We start from the raw sequence: 17,313 nt of genomic DNA on the forward strand, positions 1-17,313 counted from the left end.
GAACTTTTCATCTGACAAATATACAGAATTCCAATGATTTCAAAGAACAAAAGATGTGTATAAAGGGTAGGGCGGTGCCCTGGGCTATGTGCTTCTGCCCTCTTCGGGGCGTGTTGCTGTGACTTTTGAGGCTCCCTCTTTTTTATTTAATATCCGAAAATCTCTTCAGTAGAAATACGCTTGATTGGAGCTATTTTCTCAAGAGACTTGATGTCGAGGTTCTTCTCATCGCCGAGGATGAGGTAGCGCCACGGCTTGCGAGCCATGTTTTCGTTTTCAAACTTCACGATGTCTTCGAGAGTCAATGTAGGCAGCTGCTCGTATACCTTGCGACGCAAGTCGTAGTCGATGCCACGCTGCTTGGCTGCGAGATACGAGTAGATGATGTCGTCCTTGGTGATACGCTCTGAAGCGATGCGCTTTATTGTAGCCTGCTTTGCCAGTTCGAAGGCAGCTGGAGTCTGCGGCAGAGTGTCGAGGATGTTGCTGAACACGCGGATGCAGTCCATCATCTTGTCGTTTTGTGAGATGATGTAGGTGAAAGCGTAGTTAGGATTGCCCTTGCGACGTGGTGTGGCGTAGTTGGCAAATGCGCTATAAGCAAGTCCGCGGCTTTCGCGCAACTCCTGGAATACCACTCCGTTCATGCCACCACCGAAGTACTCGTTGAACACTTCAATCTTGGCTTCATCCTCCGGGTTCCACTTCTGTCCCTCGTTGTGATACTGCACCATATATATGTTCTTTGCCTCGTAGGGTGCAATCCATATCTCGTTGGCAGGGGTCTGTTGCATTGTGTATGGACGGCCTGCAGGAACATCAGCCGGCGACTTAGCCACAGCATGATTCTTGTCGATAGTGGCTACGAGCTGCTTCTCGCTCAGCGGACCGTAGTAGACGATGCTGTGCTTGTAGTTCTTCAGATTGCCAATCATGTCGACGAGAGTCTGCGGATTGGCGTTCACGAGTTCGGCACTGTCGGGTATGTTGCGGAATGAGTTGTAAGCACCGAATTCGCCATACTGCTGCAGAGCACGGAAGTTGGCCTTCTGGCTGAGCTTGTTGTCGCGACGCGACTTGAGTTCCTGCTCAACAAACTTGCGGTAAGCGTTGCGGTCGACCTTGGCGTGGTTGATGACGTTCTCCATAAGGGTCATAGCCTCCTGCATGTTTTCGCCCAATCCACGGAGCGAGATGACCATATTGCTATTGCTTACGCTTATGTTGTACTTGCATGCCAGCTGATAGAAACGCTCCTGCACCTGCTTAGCCGACATCTTGTCGGTGCCGAGATAGTCGAAGTAGTTCTTGGCATAAGGCAGCCACTTGTTGGCTTCTTCGCCCATCTCGAAGTAGTAAGCCAGATTGAACAGCTGGTTCTGCTTGTTCTGAATGTAGTAAACGGGCAGCGCACGTTTGGTCTTGGTCTGTGTGAAGTCGGTCTTGAAGTCGAGGAATCGCGGCTGGATAGGCTCCACCTTCGAGTCCTTTATCTCCTTGACAAATGCGCTCTGCATGTCGCGGTTGGTAGGAATGGCTGTGATTGAAGGCTTGTCAATCTTCTTCTGCGAGGCGTCTTCGCCCTGCTTCTTGTACACGATGGCATATCCGTCGGTGAAGTGGCGGCGTGCGAAGTCTACAATCTGCTGCTTGGTCATAGCGGCAATGCGGTCGAACTTCTTTACCTCAGTCTGCCAGTCGCGTCCGTTGACGAATGTGTTGACATAAGCGTCGGCACGCTTCTCGTTGTCGTCAAGCGATTGCAGGAATTCGAGTTTCATGTTGTTGACGATAGCAGGCAGCAGCTTGTCGCTGAATTCTCCCTTCTTCAGCTTCTCTATTTCGGCAAGGATGAGGTTCTTCACTTCGTCAAGACTCTGACCCTCGTTAGGCATTCCGGCTATGATGAACTGCGAGTAGTCGCGCATGGCATAGTTGAAAGCCTGGGCAGCCTGGCAACGCATGGGCTGATTGATGTTAAGGTCGAGCAGTCCTGCCTTGCCGTTGTTCAGAATAGACGAAATCACCTCAAGCGTATCGTTCTGCAGAGTTGCTGCGCCATCCATCTTCCATGCCATCATGATGTTATCAGCCTCTTTGCCTATAACGGTTGAACTGGCAGGCGATGTAAGATTCTTCTGCATGGGGAACTGTGGATAGACAACGTTGTCGCTCTTCTTCCACGAACCGAAATACTTGTCGATAGTAGCCACTACCTTGTCGGGGTCGAAGTCGCCAGCCATACATATTGCCACGTTGTTGGGCACATAGTAGTGGTGGAAATAGTTCTTGATATTGGTGATTGACGGGTTCTTCAGATGCTCCTGGGTTCCGATAGTGGTCTGTGTGCCGTAGGGGTGGGTAGGGAAGAGCAGCTTGCCTATGGCAGCAAACTCCTTGCGTGTGTCGTTGGTCAGCGAGATGTTGAACTCCTCGTACACAGCCTCAAGCTCAGTATGAAAACCACGGATGACCATATTCTGGAAGCGGTCGCCCTGAATGCGTGCCCAGTTTTCCACCTCGTTCGACGGAATGTTCTCCACATAGCAAGTCACGTCGGTAGAGGTATAGGCATTGGTGCCGTTGGCTCCTATTGACGACATCAGCTTGTCGTACTCGTTAGGGATGAAGTATTTGGCTGCAATCTGCGATACCGAGTCAATCTCGTGATACAGCACTCGGCGCTGGGCAGGGTCGGTTACTGTGCGGTAGTGCTCATATCGGCGCTCAATGTCGTCGAGATAAGGCTTTTCCTTGGCATAGTCGGATGTGCCGAACTGGTGGGTACCCTTAAACATCAGGTGCTCCAGATAGTGGGCAAGACCGGTAGTCTCGGCAGGGTCGTTGCGCGAACCCGTACGCACGGCTATGTACGTCTGTATGCGCGGCTGCTCCTTATTTACCGACAGATAAATCTTAAGTCCGTTGGGCAGGGTGTAGATGCGGGTCTGCATCGGGTCGCCCTTAACGGTCTCGTAGTTGTAGGCTGATGCCTGGCTGCCAAATCCCAACAGCAGGAATGAGGCAACAATTAGAGATTTGAATTTCATTTTATTGTTGTGAAATTTGTTATATATACATTATTATATACGAATTATTACATATATAGCTTTTGGTTTTCGAAGTCCACTTCCTTGTCAAGCTGTTCGTTGAAGTTGCGTAATACTTCCTCTTCAACGTCGCCCAACTTGTATTCCTTTGCTGCGTCCTTCTTTATTTCGGCTATCCATGCCCGGCGGGCTGTGATGTAGTCGCTCTTGACGCGCTCCACATTCTCCTCTGTAAGCGATGTAAAACCATAGTAGTCCATAATCATGCGATACGACCATGCCCAACGATACTCAGAGTACATAGCATTAATCTGTTCGAAACGTTCGGTCAGAGCCTCAGTCGTGTCTATGTCGCCCGATATGATGTCGTCAATAATGCGTTGTTCTTCCGATTCGGGCAGCAGCAGACCTGAGATGTCGGTCCACGATCCTGTGCCCACAGTTGTGGTTGGTTCTACGGGAGCGTGGCGTTTTAGCACGGCACCCATGTATATACGCAGAGCAATGTCGTAGTATTTGATGCCCTTGCGCAGCGACGAGTTCTTGATGACATATTCGTGATAGTTGTATGTCGAAACGTCTTCGCCCGAAGCTTCGCGCAGATCTTCCAGTATTTTCTTGCCACGCAGAATCTCGCCTACGGTAAAAGGCGACAGCCAGTCGAAGTTGACTATGCTCTTGCGTGCGCCGTCGGGTCGCATGTCGCGCTTGGGCCATTTGCGTATGTCGCGGTATAGGCCAACTGTAGTGAGGTTGCGTCCCGGCACAAGATACATGGTGTCGTTGTAGGCAATGAGATAAGAGAAGGGCAGCGAGCGTGTGTCGGGATGATACATCAGTTTGCCGAAGCACACCGAGAAGGCTCCTATGTGTGCCGGCATCAGTATGTAGGCACCGCTGGCAGTCTTGGTTCCGCGCTCCAGGGTGCCGTAGTGCATGGGTCCCATCTTATAGGCATGGTTGGAGAAGTTGGTGGCTGAGCCTGCGTTGTAGAACGAGAACTGTCCGCCAATGAGCAGCGAGCTCTTGTGATGTGATGCTGTGAACGGACCGCAGAATGCTGCGCACGCCTCGCCGTTCGACATATACGAGTTGGCGAAGAACACGCTTCCGGCAGCCGTAAATCCGTTGCTCAGCTTGCACGCCTCGCCCACGAAGCAGTCCTGCATCTTCACGCTATTGATGATAGACGATCCGTCGCTGATGATAGAGTTCTCGCAAATCACGCCCGTGCCGATGTAGACAGAAGCGTTGCTGTTGCTCATTATGGTGCAGTCGCTCAGTCGCGAAGCTCCCGAAATCTCGCAGTCGTCGTATATTACTGTATTGGTTATCTCCTTGGTGTTTACTATCTTCACCCTATTGCCTATCGTAGCCATTTCGGGCGATGTACGTTCTATCTCCTCACGTATCAGTCGGCGTATGGCATCCTTCAAAGCACGGTTGTGGAAATGCTTCACCATTAGCGCAGCCACCTGACTTGTCAGTCCGTGATAGAGTATCAAGTTGCCTTCGCCCACCTCGTTGAGTACCGAAATGAGGTTGCCTTCGCCATAAGTGGCTCCGTCGGTAGTCTCCATGGTGCATACGTTTGAAATGATGCAGTCGTTGCCAATGACGTAGTTGTTGATAAATCCCGAGATGTTCTCGATGAGGCAGTTGTCGCCAATGGTCACATTACGCAATGTGGCGTTGTTCACGCCTGAGTGTTTCATGAAGCCGCGGCTTACCTCCACGTTGTTGTTGAATGCTCCGAGGCTTATGTTGCCGTAGAACATTACACGGTGGAAGAAGTTTGGCTTGAAATCGTCGCTCACTTCAATTCGTTGCCAGTCCTCTGCCCAGCAGCTATTGGCTTGGAGAGCTGAAATTTCGTTGTCGGTTAAGTTTCTTTTTCCCATGTCGTTTTGTTCTAAAAGATTATTATGGTGTGGTGTTGCCTCCTTTTATTCCACCTCATACAGGAAGTCGTTGTACGGATATTTCTGTACGTGCAGTTCGCGCACCTTCTTGTATATTGTTTCGCGGAACTCGTCTATATTCTCCTTTTCCTTTGCCGATATGAACATGCAGTTTTCGTTGAGGCGTGCCATCCATGTGCGCTTCAGTTCGTCGAGTGTGATGTTCTCCTTGGTGGCAGGAGTAAGGTCGTCCTCCTCCTTTTCGGTCCACGAATAGTTGTCAATCTTGTTGAACACAATCATCGACGGCTTGTCGGCGCAGCCCAAGTCCTTCAGAGTATTCTCCACTACATTTATCTGCTCCTCAAAGTCGGGATGTGAAATGTCTACTACGTGCAGCAGCAGGTCGGCTTCGCGCACCTCGTCAAGAGTCGACTTGAACGAGTCTACAAGGTCGGTAGGCAACTTGCGTATGAATCCTACTGTATCAGCCAGCAGGAAGGGCAGATTGTCAATCACCACCTTGCGCACGGTAGTATCGAGCGTAGCGAACAGCTTGTTTTCTGCAAACACCTCGCTCTTCGACAGCAGGTTCATGATGGTCGACTTGCCCACGTTGGTATATCCCACAAGAGCCACACGTATCATGCGTCCGCGGTTCTTGCGTTGTGTAGTCTTCTGCTTGTCTATTTCCAGCAGTCGTTGCTTTAGCAGGGTGATGCGGTTGAGGATGATACGGCGGTCCATTTCGAGCTGCGTCTCACCCGGTCCACGCAATCCCACACTACCCTTGCCGCCACCCGAACCAGAGCCGCCTCCTTGTCGCTCAAGGTGAGTCCACAGACGTTGCAATCGCGGAAGCATATAGCGGTATTGAGCCAGCTCCACCTGAGTCTTGGCGGCAGCCGTCTGAGCACGCATGGCGAATATGTCAAGAATGAGCGATGTGCGGTCGAGAATCTTCACGCCCAGCTCCTTCTCAATGTTGCGTATCTGTTTGGCAGAGAGTTCGTCGTCAAAGATAACCATTCCCACGGGGCGTTCGGCATCCTCTTCGTCCTTTATATACTGGGCTATCTCCTCCAGCTTGCCCGAACCCACGTAAGTAACCTGGCTCGGTCCGCCCACGCGCTGCGTAAACCGCTTCACGGTAACGGCACCTGCTGTGTCGGCGAGGAATTCCAGTTCGTCGAGATATTCTTTGGTCTTTGCCTCGTCCTGGTCCTTAGTGATAAGTCCAACGAGTATGGCGGTTTCCGCCTTAACTTCTGATATTACAAATTCTTTCATCCAGTATGTATAATCTTTTAAAATACAAAATTATACAAAATACTTCACATCCGCAATTTGCTGAATGTCAATTTGCTTAGTGCCGCCCATTTTTGTTGATATAGTTCGTTCGGGATGCGTTCGGGATGCTATACAAATATAATACAGACGGTAAGAAATTGTTACAAAATGAAAAGTGATTCTAGAGTTTTGCTGAGTGGTTTTTTATGCTTTGTTTGTCGCCGGAAGCCATTCCTTTCTTCAATCTTACCCCTTTTGCCCTGCCAATGTACCCCTTTTGCTCTTCAAATGTACCCCTTTTACATTCCAATAGTGCTGCATTTGAAGCGCAATAGTACAGTAAATGGAGTGCAATTGTACTCCTTTTGCTGCAAAATAGAGTCGTTTCAGCGCAACAGCTTTATGCGTATTGAAACTGATTCTTATGTAACTTGCTGTGTATTAACGTTATAACTCAAACCGCTCAAAACTCAAGAATTTCGAACCAAAGATTTCCTTGTGCGTTCAACTCGCAGTTTTGAGCGGTTGAAAATGCAAATATAGGATAGTGGCGAGGGTGAAAGCTTGCTTAATTAGCAGAAAAGATGTTCCGTACAAATCAAAGGTTCACTTCCTTTTACTCCATAGGTGGAATACTCAAAGTATGTAGAACATAGCCATATGAATGTAAGGTGACTTGTAAGGCAAACGGTCAAAGTTTGATGAAAACGTAAAATGTTACGGATATTATTCGTATTCTCCGTAACTTTTAACACGAAACATTCTTTATTCTCAACAAGTAGTTGTATCTTTGAACGCAAATAAGAATAACATGGATAGAAATACAGTCTTTGACACGCTAAAACAGCGAGGTGGGTTCATAACCACAGGTGAAGTGAAAAGCCGTGGTGAATATGAGCAGCTTCGCCGTGCAATAGAAGATGGAACGCTTATGCGACTTCGTAATGGTGTCTATGTGGAAATGTCTGCGTTGGCAAACAACATGATAGATGTGGAACGTATAGTTCCGCATGGGGTGCTTTGCTTGTATAGTGCTTTTGCTCATTATGGACTTTCCACACAAGTGCCTTCCGCTACTTGCATAGCCATTGAAGCCAAGCGAAAGGTGCGTTTGCCAGACTATCCTCCTATTGATCTCTATTATTGGAAAAAGGAGAATTTGGAGTTTGGTATAATCAAAAAGAGTATATCTGGTTATGATGTACTCATTACAGATATGGAGCGAACGGTCTGTGATGCTGTTAAGTACCGAAACAAGATAGGGTTTGATGTGTGCGGTGAGGTGATAGACAACTATCTCAAAAAGGAGAACCGCAATATATCTCTACTCCATGAATACGCACAGAAACTAAGAGTGAAAAATATAATGACTACATATTTGGAGACAAGACTATGACAAAGAATATAGGGAAGTCCATTAGGACACGTTTGTTGAACCTCGCCAAAGAGGAGAAGCAAGAGTATATGAAAGTGTTGGTTAGATACTTGCATGAACGCTTGTTGTTCCGTATCTCTGCAAGTCCTTACAAGAGCCACTTTCTTCTGAAAGGCAGTTCGCTATTGTTTGCCTTGGATGGGTTCAAGGCTCGTCCAACCATTGACATTGATCTGTTGGGAGAACGCATCAACAATGACAGAGATAACCTAAAAGAGGTTTTTCAAAAAGTGTGCGCCATTGAATGTGAGGACGATGGAGTTACATTCGATGCAACTTCACTTGAATTGGAGCCAATAGCCGTTGAAAAGAAATACCCAGGCACTTGTGTAAAAGTGGTAGCACACTTAGACACAATAGTGCAACAAGTGTCAGTTGACATAGGCTTCGGTGATGTTGTAACACCTTATCCTCTGTCATTAGACTATCCGTTGTTGTTACCAGATGTTCCTGCCGTGGAACTGTATGCCTATTCATTGGAAACTTTGATAGCAGAGAAGTTTCATGCAATGGTTGACCGTGACGAAAGCAATAGCCGCATGAAAGATTTCTTTGATGTGTATCAGTTGTTCACCAACCATGAGATAGACAAGGAACTTCTTGCGGAAGCCATTGTCGGTACGTTTAAGAACAGGAATACTCCTTACCGAGAGAACCTTGCCCTTTTCACAGACAAGTTTGCAACGGATGCCACACGCAATATTTGGTGGAAAGCATTCTTGAAAAAGATACGTTGGAAAGAGCAGATAGACTTTTCAGTTGTGATGAAGTGCATCAAAGAGAACCTACAGGCATATTGGAACAAAGAAACATTAGGATGATAGCGAAAGGGCACATTTGATTTTGGATGGTGCCAAAGAACACTATATTCTTGATATAGAGCATAGTGACAAGGCAATTGAGATTATTGAGATTATTGAAACTCTTTTGCCTGCGATACCTTACCCAAAGAAGAAAAAGAAGCGAGACTGACGAGGGTTTTGCACACCCTCTTAATTTGCAGAAAAGATGTCCCGTGCAAATTTTATTATAGGTTTGTCTGCCTGTTCTGTTTTATTTTATTTACTTTTGCATCGTGTAATAGAACGTTTATAAATACTAACTTTTTCACTATATGATTATCAACAGATCGTTTTCCTCGTCTTTATTGAATAAGGAACGTTTCGGCTCACTTAAGAGCCTTGTTCTTTTGGTGGTTATCGCTATCTTAGCCACAAGTAATACCTATGCCCAATCCGGCTTCGAGACTATCGACGGTTTACGCTATCTGATAGATTCCGATGTCAAGACAGCAACACTCGCAGCAAACAATGGTGACGAAAAGTATTCAGGCAATATCGTTGTGCCGGAAAAGATAAAGGCAAGCGATGGAGTGGAATATCCCGTTACTGCTTTTGGAAGTAATGCATTTAAGGATTGCGACGGATTGAAGAGCATCATAATCCCTTCTTCTGTAACTTCTTTGGGTAACAGTTGCTTTGAGTACTGTATTTAGAGCCTTATAACTAACCATAACTTACTATGACTAACTAACCATAAAGTCTTGATTTTCAATACTCTTTGATTTTTAACACTTTCTGAGTGCTTTTTGGCAGTTCCCGATTTTCCACATATTTTTGCAGCGTATTTCTACCGTGGAGAATTTGCGGAGCTTTTATTTTGTCATATCGTGAACGTAGTTGACAAGGGTTTACAAGTGGTTACGATGAAGGACAGATTTGAAGCTGATAGGCAAAAAGCGTAATATCGTGGACAGGGTTGACAAAGGTTGTCAATGGTTCACTTCCGTTTACTCCATCAGTGGAATACTCAAATGAATTTGAACAATGCAATATCAAAGAGTATGAGACCGACAAGAAAATGTGAATTTTGTGGCAAGACATTCGTGCCAAGAAGCGGTATGCAGAAATACTGTTCCGAGGAATGTCAGGCAGAGGCAAAACGTCTTAGGAAGAAAAGACAGCAGGACTTGATTAACGGTATTGAGCCAATCATGGATCTGCAACATCAGGAGTATCTTACATTCTCAAAGGCAGCTGTGCTGATGGGATGCACCCGACAGTATATCTACAAACTTGTGGCTAACGGCAAGTTGAAGGCATCAAGATTGAGCAGCCGAATGGCATTCGTAAGAAAGACTGATATAGAGAAGATGTTTGAGGGTAATCCCTACAAGCGTGTGATTCCTGCCAGCAAGAGCAAGCCCAGTAAAAAGGCAAAAGCAGAAAAGCCAACACAAAACCTGGAATCAACAAAAGGGAAAGAGGAGAATGAGGTGCTTGACTATTATTCGGGCGAGGAAGTGATGTCCATTTATAAGGTCAAGAAGTCTTGACTCTACACCTCTGCCAAGCGCAACCAGATACCGATGTGCCGTATCGCTGGCAAGAACTATTACAGCAAACGGCATATTGATGAGTTCTTCGGTACTGCCGTTGACATCAACAGCATCACGGAATGGGTGACCGCTGATGATGTAGAGGAAGCCTTTAGCATGAGCAAGTCGGCACTCAGGGCATACACCTACCGCCATAAGATACCGACCAAACGTGAGTATGGTCGTACCTATTATTCCAAGGAACATCTTGAAGAACTGCGCAGGACTGACCTCATGAACGATGACAACTATTATACCACCGAACAGGTGCAACAGTTGTATGGTCTGACGAGTGCCAACATTTGCCATATCGTAAGAGTGCATCATATCAGCAAGGTAAAAGTGGGTGTAAAGAACCTGCTTTTGAAGACGGATGTGGAGCGTGCAATGGCAGAAAGAGCTGCTAAAGGACTGTGAAAGCAAATGATTTCAGCATTATCCATCAGTTACTATGAATAATTGGAGTCACGGATGCATCATTTTATTTCTTTGCAGCCGTGAAGAGACACTTCACCACGAATAATCATCAATAATACATATCAGTTATGAGCAACATTTGCAAGACCGTATCATTGCGTACACGCAAAATCAAGGACGGACACATGCTGTCCTATTATCTTGACTATTATCCAGGCTATCGTGACGAGAGCACGATGAAAGTCATCCGCCATGAGTCGCTTGGCATCTACATCTATGCCAAGCCGAAGAACCAGACAGAACAGAAGTACAACCTCAACCTTACGGCAAGAGCCGAGGCGATACGCTGCCGTCGCTTTGAGGCTATCGTCAACGAGCGTTATGATTTCTTCGACAAGGAGAAGATGAAAGGAGATTTCCTCGCCTACTTCAAGAAACTGGCAGACAAGAAGAACTCCAAGTGGCAGCACGTCTATATGCACTTTCGTACCTTCACGCAAGGCAAGTGTACCTTCGGGGAGATAAACGTGGACTTGTGCAACAGATTTCGTGAGTATCTGCTGACAGCACCACAGGGACTGCATAAGAACAGAAAGCTGCATATCAACTCGGCAGCCAACTACTGGTCAACTTTCCGTGCTTCAATCCACACAGCCTATCGTGACCGCAAGATAAAGGAGAATCCAAATGGTTTCTTGGAACGTATCGAGACAATCCCGACTGACAAGGAGCATCTTTCACAGGACGAGGTTATCCGCTTGGCATCCACACCATGCTCTGCTCCTGCCTTGAAGCGAGCCTTCCTGTTCTCTTGTCTTACGGCATTGAGAAAGAGCGACATCAAGAAACTCACTTGGGAGGAGATACAGCCATACGGCAGCGATGGTGTGATGTATGTCACCACACGAATGCAGAAGACAAAGGACATCGTGCATAACCCAATCAGTGAGGAAGCCTTGGAACTGATAGGCTATTCACCGGATAAACGAGGCAAGGTGTTCCCCGATTTCAAAGACTCCATGACACAGGCACCGCTGAAGAATTGGTTGAAAGATGCAGGGATTACCAAGCATATCTCCTATCATTGCTCACGCCACAGCTTTGCCTGTCTCCAGTTGGATGCAGGAACCAGTATTGCCGTAGTGCAGCGTTATCTCGGTCACAAGAATGTGGCAACGACAGAAGTGTATGCCAAGATTTCGGATGCTCAGAAACGTGCTTCGGTTGGCTGTATCACCTTGAAGAAGTAACCATTTGACAATAACACACAGAAAAGGACTGTTGGAATGATAGTGTTCCAATAGTCCTTTTCTCATTTTGTTGGTTCTATTTATGATTGTGGATAGAACCAATTCAACAAATACATTCCAATTTCTGTTGATATTAAAGAGGAACTGCAAATATCCCTTTTCTTTGCCCTTACCTTTGTAGTCAGCAATTAGCAGCAACTGACACTAACGAGCAGTTTAAAGTATGATTCAGAGTATGATATCATATTAGAACGCTAATAAAGCGTAAAAGAAAGAGTGCCAGAGAACGTAAATGCGGTTTTTACATGCTTCTGCATCTAACTTTGTGGAAGTTTTTGAATGAATAACAATAAAACGAATACAATAATGACAGTAAACAAGACAACTTCAGATTGTACCCTCTACGCTTTTGTTGGTACAGCAATTCTCGCCATCTCTCTTGTCGTGGCTATGTATGTAGGCAATGACTTTCACCAAAGTCTGTTTGTCGAGTCAATCATCTTTGTAGGAAGCAATATCCTGCTTTGGGCGATATTCATTTCCATGGTGAATTATCCCTATGAACTGATGACCATTGGTAACAACAGCAAGACAAAGAAAAACGTTGTAGAAGCAGAGCCAGCAATAGAACAAGAACAGCCAAAGCAAACATTACCACAAACCGAGTCTGTAAAATACAGTCATGAGGACTATGCCAAGTGTGTAGAGGCACAAGAAAAAGAAGCGCAGGAGGAAAAGGAAAAACGAACGAGAGCTGTACTTGACTATGTGCACCGTACCATGTCAAGGTTTCTGTATGAGGAAGATTTGAATAAGGTGATAGAGGCTGTCAAGGAATGGAGCAACGACACCAACTATACCCCGACAGCAATAAACCGTTTCAAAGAGAATGTAGAAAATATCCCTTTAAGGCACTTCGTGTGGAATATCGCAGAACGTTTGGGTAAACGTGATTACACAATGGCAATGCGAATAGCCTTTGTCAAGGCTTTATTTCCCAAGCCGTTTGAAGGTTTGGACTACAGCACATTGAAGAACCTGAAAGCACCATGCTCCAATGATGTCATTCCTATTGATGAGCCTATCAATGGTGGATATGATTTCCATGATGTGAAGGAGGAAACTCCCGAATAATCCCCATTGTTAGAGTTATTCCTTCGTGAATGACAAATGACTGTCACGAACCTCAGTAACGGAAGCATCATTCTGTTCCTTTGCACCAGTTATTAACAAAGTATCAGAATGAATAAGGAATTAACTTTCAACGACCTTCCAATGGTCGTTGCCCAGCTTCGGGATGAAGTGGTGGGCATGAAGCAGATGATCGTCAGTCTGCAATCACAGAACAAGCCACACAAGGCGAACACGCACATACCCATGAGTGTAGAGGAAGCATCGGCATATCTCAAAATGCCGATGGCTACTCTCTACATGAAACTTGGAAACGGCAGCATTCCCGCCACCAAGCCAGGCAAGCGTTACTGCCTTTATCAAGATGAACTTGACAAGTGGCTGGAGACTAACCGCAAGAATCCTGTACCTCTCACGGCAGAGGAGGAGAACGCAGCCATTCTTGCAGGAAACAAGCGCAAGCCGAAACCCTTAAACTGGTAATGTCATGGATGCGCTTGAAATTTGTAACAAGCTACGCTCGGAGGCTTCGGGCGTAGCCACTTCTGGAATTCCGCTTGACGTATTCCCCCAGAAGATGCAGCAGATGATTCTTGATTTGGCAAGGACGGAGAACTATTCCATTGAGTTTACCGCTACTTCCCTTATATCCGCTATGGCAGCAGCCGTCGGCAACTCCTGCTATATCCGGATTAAAGGCAATTGGATTACTTCACCTATCCTATATGTCATTCTTGTTGGCAGACCAGGAGTCGGCAAGACTCCACCTTTGAACTTTGCCTACAAGCCGTTGCACGACATTGATACTGAGGAGCACCATAAGTTCAAGGCTCTAAAGAATGAGTATGCAGCCATTGTGGAGAGAAACAAGGGCAAAAAACGGACGGAATGGGAATCGTTACCTCCAGTACCAGTCCTGCATAAGAATATCATGAATGACTTCACGCCAGAGATTCTGATGCGCAATCACGATGCCAACCTCAGAGGTGTGGCAGTTGTGGTGGATGAGATAATGGGGCTGTTCAACACCATCAACCGATACAACAACAGTTCTTTTGTACAACAGATGCTGTCGGCTCACAATGGCTTGCCAGTAGATGTATCTCGTTGTAATCTTGATTGTCCTTTACGTATTGACTATCCTTGCATACAGATTGTAGGAACTATCCAGACTGGTATTGTGCATGAACTTTATGATATGGGATTCAAGAAGAATGGTTTTCTTGACCGTTTCCTGATCACATACCCAAAAGGTTTGAAGATTGCTCCTTGGGTTAAGGTTCCAAAACAAGATGCTGCAATCATTGAAAGACCATTCCGCGTATGGAAAGAGATCATAGACAAGGCTGTGGCTCTTCCTTTTACGGAAGGCATCTTCAATGTTCTTGACTTCTCTGATGAAGCCATTGATATATTCTATGATTGGCAGAATGAGGACATTGAACGGCAGAATGCCATTACGGATGAAAAAATGATAGACTCACGTGCTGCAAAAGTTCCTTTGAACACGGCTCGGCTTGCCTTGATATTCCAACTGTTCCGTTGGGCTTGTGATGAGTCTCACAAGGATTTTGTTGATGCGGAGTCCGTGAATGCAGCCATACGGATGAGCGATTACTTTGAGAAGTCATACAAAAGGATGGATGACCTCGTTTTAACCGAGGCTACCGACCCTGTGAAGAAACAGGTACTTGACTCGTTGGGAAATAAGTTCGTAACTGCTGAAGCAGTAAAGGCTGGAGCGGATTTCGGTTTTGCAAGACGTACTGTCATGTATATGCTCAAAGACTTCTGTCAGAGAAACTTTATCATCAAAGACAAGCAAGGCAATTATGAGAAAGTACAGAAGTAGAACCACCACCTTGCACCGTTTGCACTTTGCACTTCTTGCACTCTTGCACAAAAGATGCTGCATTTTATGCCAAACAAGTGCAAAAGTGCAGAAAGTGCAAGGTGCAACAAGTGCATAGCCTTATGAGTGAGTATAGATTCCATCTACAGAAATACAAGCAGGGCAACCGATATGCTTGCCCTCAATGTGGACGTAAGCGTTGCTTTGCAAGATATATTGACGAGGAAGGACAGATTGTATTCCCTGACAATGTGGGGCGTTGTGACCATGAACAGAGTTGTGGCTACCATTATTCTCCATCTGATTATTTCAAGGACAATCCCGATGCCAACTGCAATGATGATTGGAGATATAAAACACCAATCAAAGAGTGCAGGAAAGAGAAAACTCTTCCAACTTTCATTGATAGCAAGCTGGTGGAGCAAACACTGCATGGCTATTATGTCAATCCTTTGTACCGATACATTTCAACGGTCTTTGGCAAAGAGGAGACAGAACGGCTGTTTGCCTTGTACAAGGTCGGCACTTCAAAGAAATGGGGCGGTTCAACTATCTTTTGGCAGATAGATGTCAATGGGAATGTGCGCACTGGCAAGATAATGAAGTATGATGACAAGACAGGACACCGCATCAAGGAACCCCACAGCCTGGTGACTTGGGTACACTCGGAACTGAAACTGCCTGACTTTACACTTCGGCAGTGCTTCTTTGGCGAACATCTGTTGACAGATAAAACCACGACCAAGACAATAGCCATCGTGGAGAGCGAAAAGACAGCCATCATTGCCACCCACTTCATATCTGATTTCGTATGGTTGGCTACTGGAGGCATGAACGGATGTTTCAATAAAGATGCAGTCGAAGTCCTAAGCGGTCGGGAGGTTGTTTTGGTTCCAGACCTTGGGGCAACGGATAAGTGGAAAAGCAAACTTCCATTGCTACAATCAAAATGCAAGCAAGTTCTTGTCAGCAGTATCTTGGAAGACAATGCCACCGAGGAACAGAAAGCCAATGGTCTTGACATTGCCGACTTCCTGCTGATGACGGAAACACCGCAGATGGCGCTACAAAGGCTGATAAAGCAACATCCGCCACTCCAACATCTGATAGACAGTCTTGGGTTGGTGTTGGTGGAAGAGTCATAGCAGAGTGGGTAAGGATCTGCGGGCACGCTTGCGTGACGGACTTTCACAAAAGTCCTAAACATAATAGGGACTTTTAGATTCACCTGCTGACGCTGTTCACTTAAAAAGTCCTTCTATTATGCTCAAGCTCCGCCCGAGACCTGTCACCAGTCATACTATAACAATGTTACAAACTCAAACAAGATTCTTATGGAAAGAAACATACCACGTGCCGCCATCCATGTAGGCACAGACAAGAAATCGTTCTCTTCCCAAGTGGGCAACGAGGCGGAACGCAGAGGTTGGGACGAGAAGCGTTACCAACTAAAAAACGCAGACATAGACAAGAACAACCATTATAACTACTCACGCAAGAGACTCAACTTTGAGATAGTCAAGGGTGGAAAGATTGTGCCTCTTGGTTCCCAGTCTGTGCCGTTGCATGAACGCTTGCAGCACAGACTTGATGAACTTGGCTTCAAGCCATATATGGATGCCAAGCGTCCCGACCAAGTTTCAAGGAACAGTCCGAACTGCACTGTCGGCATCATCTTCAGTGGTGACCATGATGTGCTTAACAGGCTTGCCTTTGGTGAAAAGAAACTCAACACGTCAGATCCAAATGCTGACCACAGCAAGGTGACATTACAAAAAGGCATCTATGACTGGGCATTGGACACCTACCGCTTTGCATGTGAGAAATGGGGAGAAGAGAATGTCATCAGCTTTGATGTGCATTGTGATGAGACAAGCATCCATGCCCATGTGCAGACCGTGCCTGTTGAACAAGTAAAACAACGTGGGCGCGTCGGAAGCAAGTATATCCACAAGGATAATCCAGAAAAGGTTCTCTCTACAAAGGAATGGAGAGCACTTCCAAAAGAAGAACGTGACAACTTCACAAAATCGGAAGTTGCAAAGGGTGTTGTTGAAAGGGTCTCTTATGCCAAAGTGTGGGGAGAGCGAGCAAAGGATAAGTCACAGTATTTATCACAACTTCATACCGACTATTACAACAAGGTAGGTCATAAGTATGGCTTGGCAAGAGGTTTCTCCTATGATGAACTTTCAGAGGAAGAGAAACGGGGACGCAAGCACAAAAACAAGGTGGTACTTGAGGCGGAACGTCAGGCGAAAGTTGCTCTTGACAAAGTGGAGAAATATGCTGTGCTTGCCACAATCGACAAGAAGGAGCTGACCATTCCTTTTCTCAACATCAAGGTTCCTGTTCAAGAAGCGATGAATGCCGTAAAGAAAGAACTTGCCATCCCTATTCCTACTCTTATCGGACAAAAGGCATGGCGTGAGGAGCGTGTAAACAACATCAACGCAGCTATCAAAGCTCTTGTCGTAGCCATCAATGCAGAACGTGACAAACAGAATGAAGGTGTACGCAAGTCTGTCAACAAGACATACACTTACTATATGCAGAATCTCAATAAGCAGATAGAGGAGAACAAGTCACTTCGTGCCGAGAATGATGCGC

The 17,313-nt window shown here is 46.1% G+C and carries 12 protein-coding genes and 1 pseudogene; 10 read left to right on the forward strand and 3 right to left on the reverse strand.

Annotated features, from left to right (window positions below):
* Window positions 1–146: 146 nt before the first annotated feature.
* Genes I6E49_RS12875 through hflX form a run of 3 tightly spaced genes read right to left on the reverse strand, consistent with a single transcriptional unit; the run spans window position 147 to window position 6,241 of the window.
* On the reverse strand, window positions 147–3,050 hold the full coding sequence (locus I6E49_RS12875; protein WP_235402836.1) for a M16 family metallopeptidase: 2,904 nt from the start codon (window positions 3,048–3,050) through the stop codon (window positions 147–149).
* A gap of 47 nt (window positions 3,051–3,097) precedes the next feature.
* Window positions 3,098–4,951 carry a DUF4954 family protein gene (locus I6E49_RS12880; RefSeq protein WP_235394315.1) on the reverse strand — a complete coding sequence of 618 codons (1,854 nt, stop codon included), beginning with the start codon at window positions 4,949–4,951 and terminating at the stop codon, window positions 3,098–3,100.
* A 45-nt stretch (window positions 4,952–4,996) separates the two neighbouring features.
* Window positions 4,997–6,241: a GTPase HflX gene (hflX, locus tag I6E49_RS12885; protein ID WP_235394314.1), complete on the reverse strand. Its 1,245-nt coding sequence runs from the start codon at window positions 6,239–6,241 to the stop codon at window positions 4,997–4,999.
* Window positions 6,242–7,052: 811 nt separating this feature from the next.
* Between hflX and I6E49_RS12890 the strand changes: the two genes are divergently transcribed.
* The 10 genes and pseudogenes from I6E49_RS12890 to mobV all read left to right on the forward strand — a co-directional run.
* Window positions 7,053–7,637: a type IV toxin-antitoxin system AbiEi family antitoxin domain-containing protein gene (locus tag I6E49_RS12890; RefSeq protein ID WP_235402837.1), complete on the forward strand. Its 585-nt coding sequence runs from the start codon at window positions 7,053–7,055 to the stop codon at window positions 7,635–7,637.
* Window positions 7,634–8,497, forward strand: coding sequence for a nucleotidyl transferase AbiEii/AbiGii toxin family protein (locus tag I6E49_RS12895; RefSeq protein ID WP_235402839.1), 864 nt, complete (start codon window positions 7,634–7,636; stop codon window positions 8,495–8,497). Before I6E49_RS12890 ends, I6E49_RS12895 begins: the two co-directional genes overlap by 4 nt.
* Before the next feature lie 293 nt (window positions 8,498–8,790).
* The gene (locus I6E49_RS12900) at window positions 8,791–9,171 is read left to right on the forward strand and encodes a leucine-rich repeat protein (protein ID WP_235402841.1); all 381 of its coding nucleotides are present in this window, start codon (window positions 8,791–8,793) and stop codon (window positions 9,169–9,171) included.
* Between the two features lie 348 nt (window positions 9,172–9,519).
* Window positions 9,520–10,470: pseudogene (locus I6E49_RS12905) on the forward strand (helix-turn-helix domain-containing protein).
* Window positions 10,471–10,598: 128 nt separating this feature from the next.
* Window positions 10,599–11,720, forward strand: coding sequence for a site-specific integrase (locus I6E49_RS12910; RefSeq protein ID WP_094466428.1), 1,122 nt, complete (start codon window positions 10,599–10,601; stop codon window positions 11,718–11,720).
* Window positions 11,721–12,086: 366 nt separating this feature from the next.
* A complete protein-coding gene (locus tag I6E49_RS12915) occupies window positions 12,087–12,854 on the forward strand; it encodes a hypothetical protein (protein WP_235402843.1) in 768 nt (255 codons plus the stop codon).
* A 108-nt stretch (window positions 12,855–12,962) separates the two neighbouring features.
* A complete protein-coding gene (locus tag I6E49_RS12920; protein ID WP_011107180.1) occupies window positions 12,963–13,334 on the forward strand; it encodes a helix-turn-helix domain-containing protein in 372 nt (123 codons plus the stop codon).
* Window positions 13,335–13,338: 4 nt separating this feature from the next.
* Window positions 13,339–14,703 carry a DUF3987 domain-containing protein gene (locus tag I6E49_RS12925; protein WP_122119312.1) on the forward strand — a complete coding sequence of 455 codons (1,365 nt, stop codon included), beginning with the start codon at window positions 13,339–13,341 and terminating at the stop codon, window positions 14,701–14,703.
* A gap of 122 nt (window positions 14,704–14,825) precedes the next feature.
* Window positions 14,826–15,848: a DUF6371 domain-containing protein gene (locus tag I6E49_RS12930; protein ID WP_235402845.1), complete on the forward strand. Its 1,023-nt coding sequence runs from the start codon at window positions 14,826–14,828 to the stop codon at window positions 15,846–15,848.
* A gap of 189 nt (window positions 15,849–16,037) precedes the next feature.
* A partial coding sequence (gene mobV, locus I6E49_RS12935; RefSeq protein ID WP_235402846.1) for a MobV family relaxase occupies window positions 16,038–17,313 on the forward strand: 1,276 nt, incomplete at its 3' end.

It is taken from the genome of Leyella stercorea, from assembly GCF_021531655.1.

Excerpts from the sequence above, each read along its gene's own strand:
- I6E49_RS12875 (WP_235402836.1), bottom strand. The coding sequence starts at position 3,050 with ATGAAATTCAAATCTCTAATTGTTGCCTCATTCCTGCTGTTGGGATTT.
- I6E49_RS12880 (WP_235394315.1), bottom strand. The coding sequence starts at position 4,951 with ATGGGAAAAAGAAACTTAACCGACAACGAAATTTCAGCTCTCCAAGCC.
- hflX (WP_235394314.1), bottom strand. The coding sequence starts at position 6,241 with ATGAAAGAATTTGTAATATCAGAAGTTAAGGCGGAAACCGCCATACTC.
- I6E49_RS12890 (WP_235402837.1), top strand. The coding sequence starts at position 7,053 with ATGGATAGAAATACAGTCTTTGACACGCTAAAACAGCGAGGTGGGTTC.
- I6E49_RS12895 (WP_235402839.1), top strand. The coding sequence starts at position 7,634 with ATGACAAAGAATATAGGGAAGTCCATTAGGACACGTTTGTTGAACCTC.
- I6E49_RS12900 (WP_235402841.1), top strand. The coding sequence starts at position 8,791 with ATGATTATCAACAGATCGTTTTCCTCGTCTTTATTGAATAAGGAACGT.
- I6E49_RS12910 (WP_094466428.1), top strand. The coding sequence starts at position 10,599 with ATGAGCAACATTTGCAAGACCGTATCATTGCGTACACGCAAAATCAAG.
- I6E49_RS12915 (WP_235402843.1), top strand. The coding sequence starts at position 12,087 with ATGACAGTAAACAAGACAACTTCAGATTGTACCCTCTACGCTTTTGTT.
- I6E49_RS12920 (WP_011107180.1), top strand. The coding sequence starts at position 12,963 with ATGAATAAGGAATTAACTTTCAACGACCTTCCAATGGTCGTTGCCCAG.
- I6E49_RS12925 (WP_122119312.1), top strand. The coding sequence starts at position 13,339 with ATGGATGCGCTTGAAATTTGTAACAAGCTACGCTCGGAGGCTTCGGGC.
- I6E49_RS12930 (WP_235402845.1), top strand. The coding sequence starts at position 14,826 with ATGAGTGAGTATAGATTCCATCTACAGAAATACAAGCAGGGCAACCGA.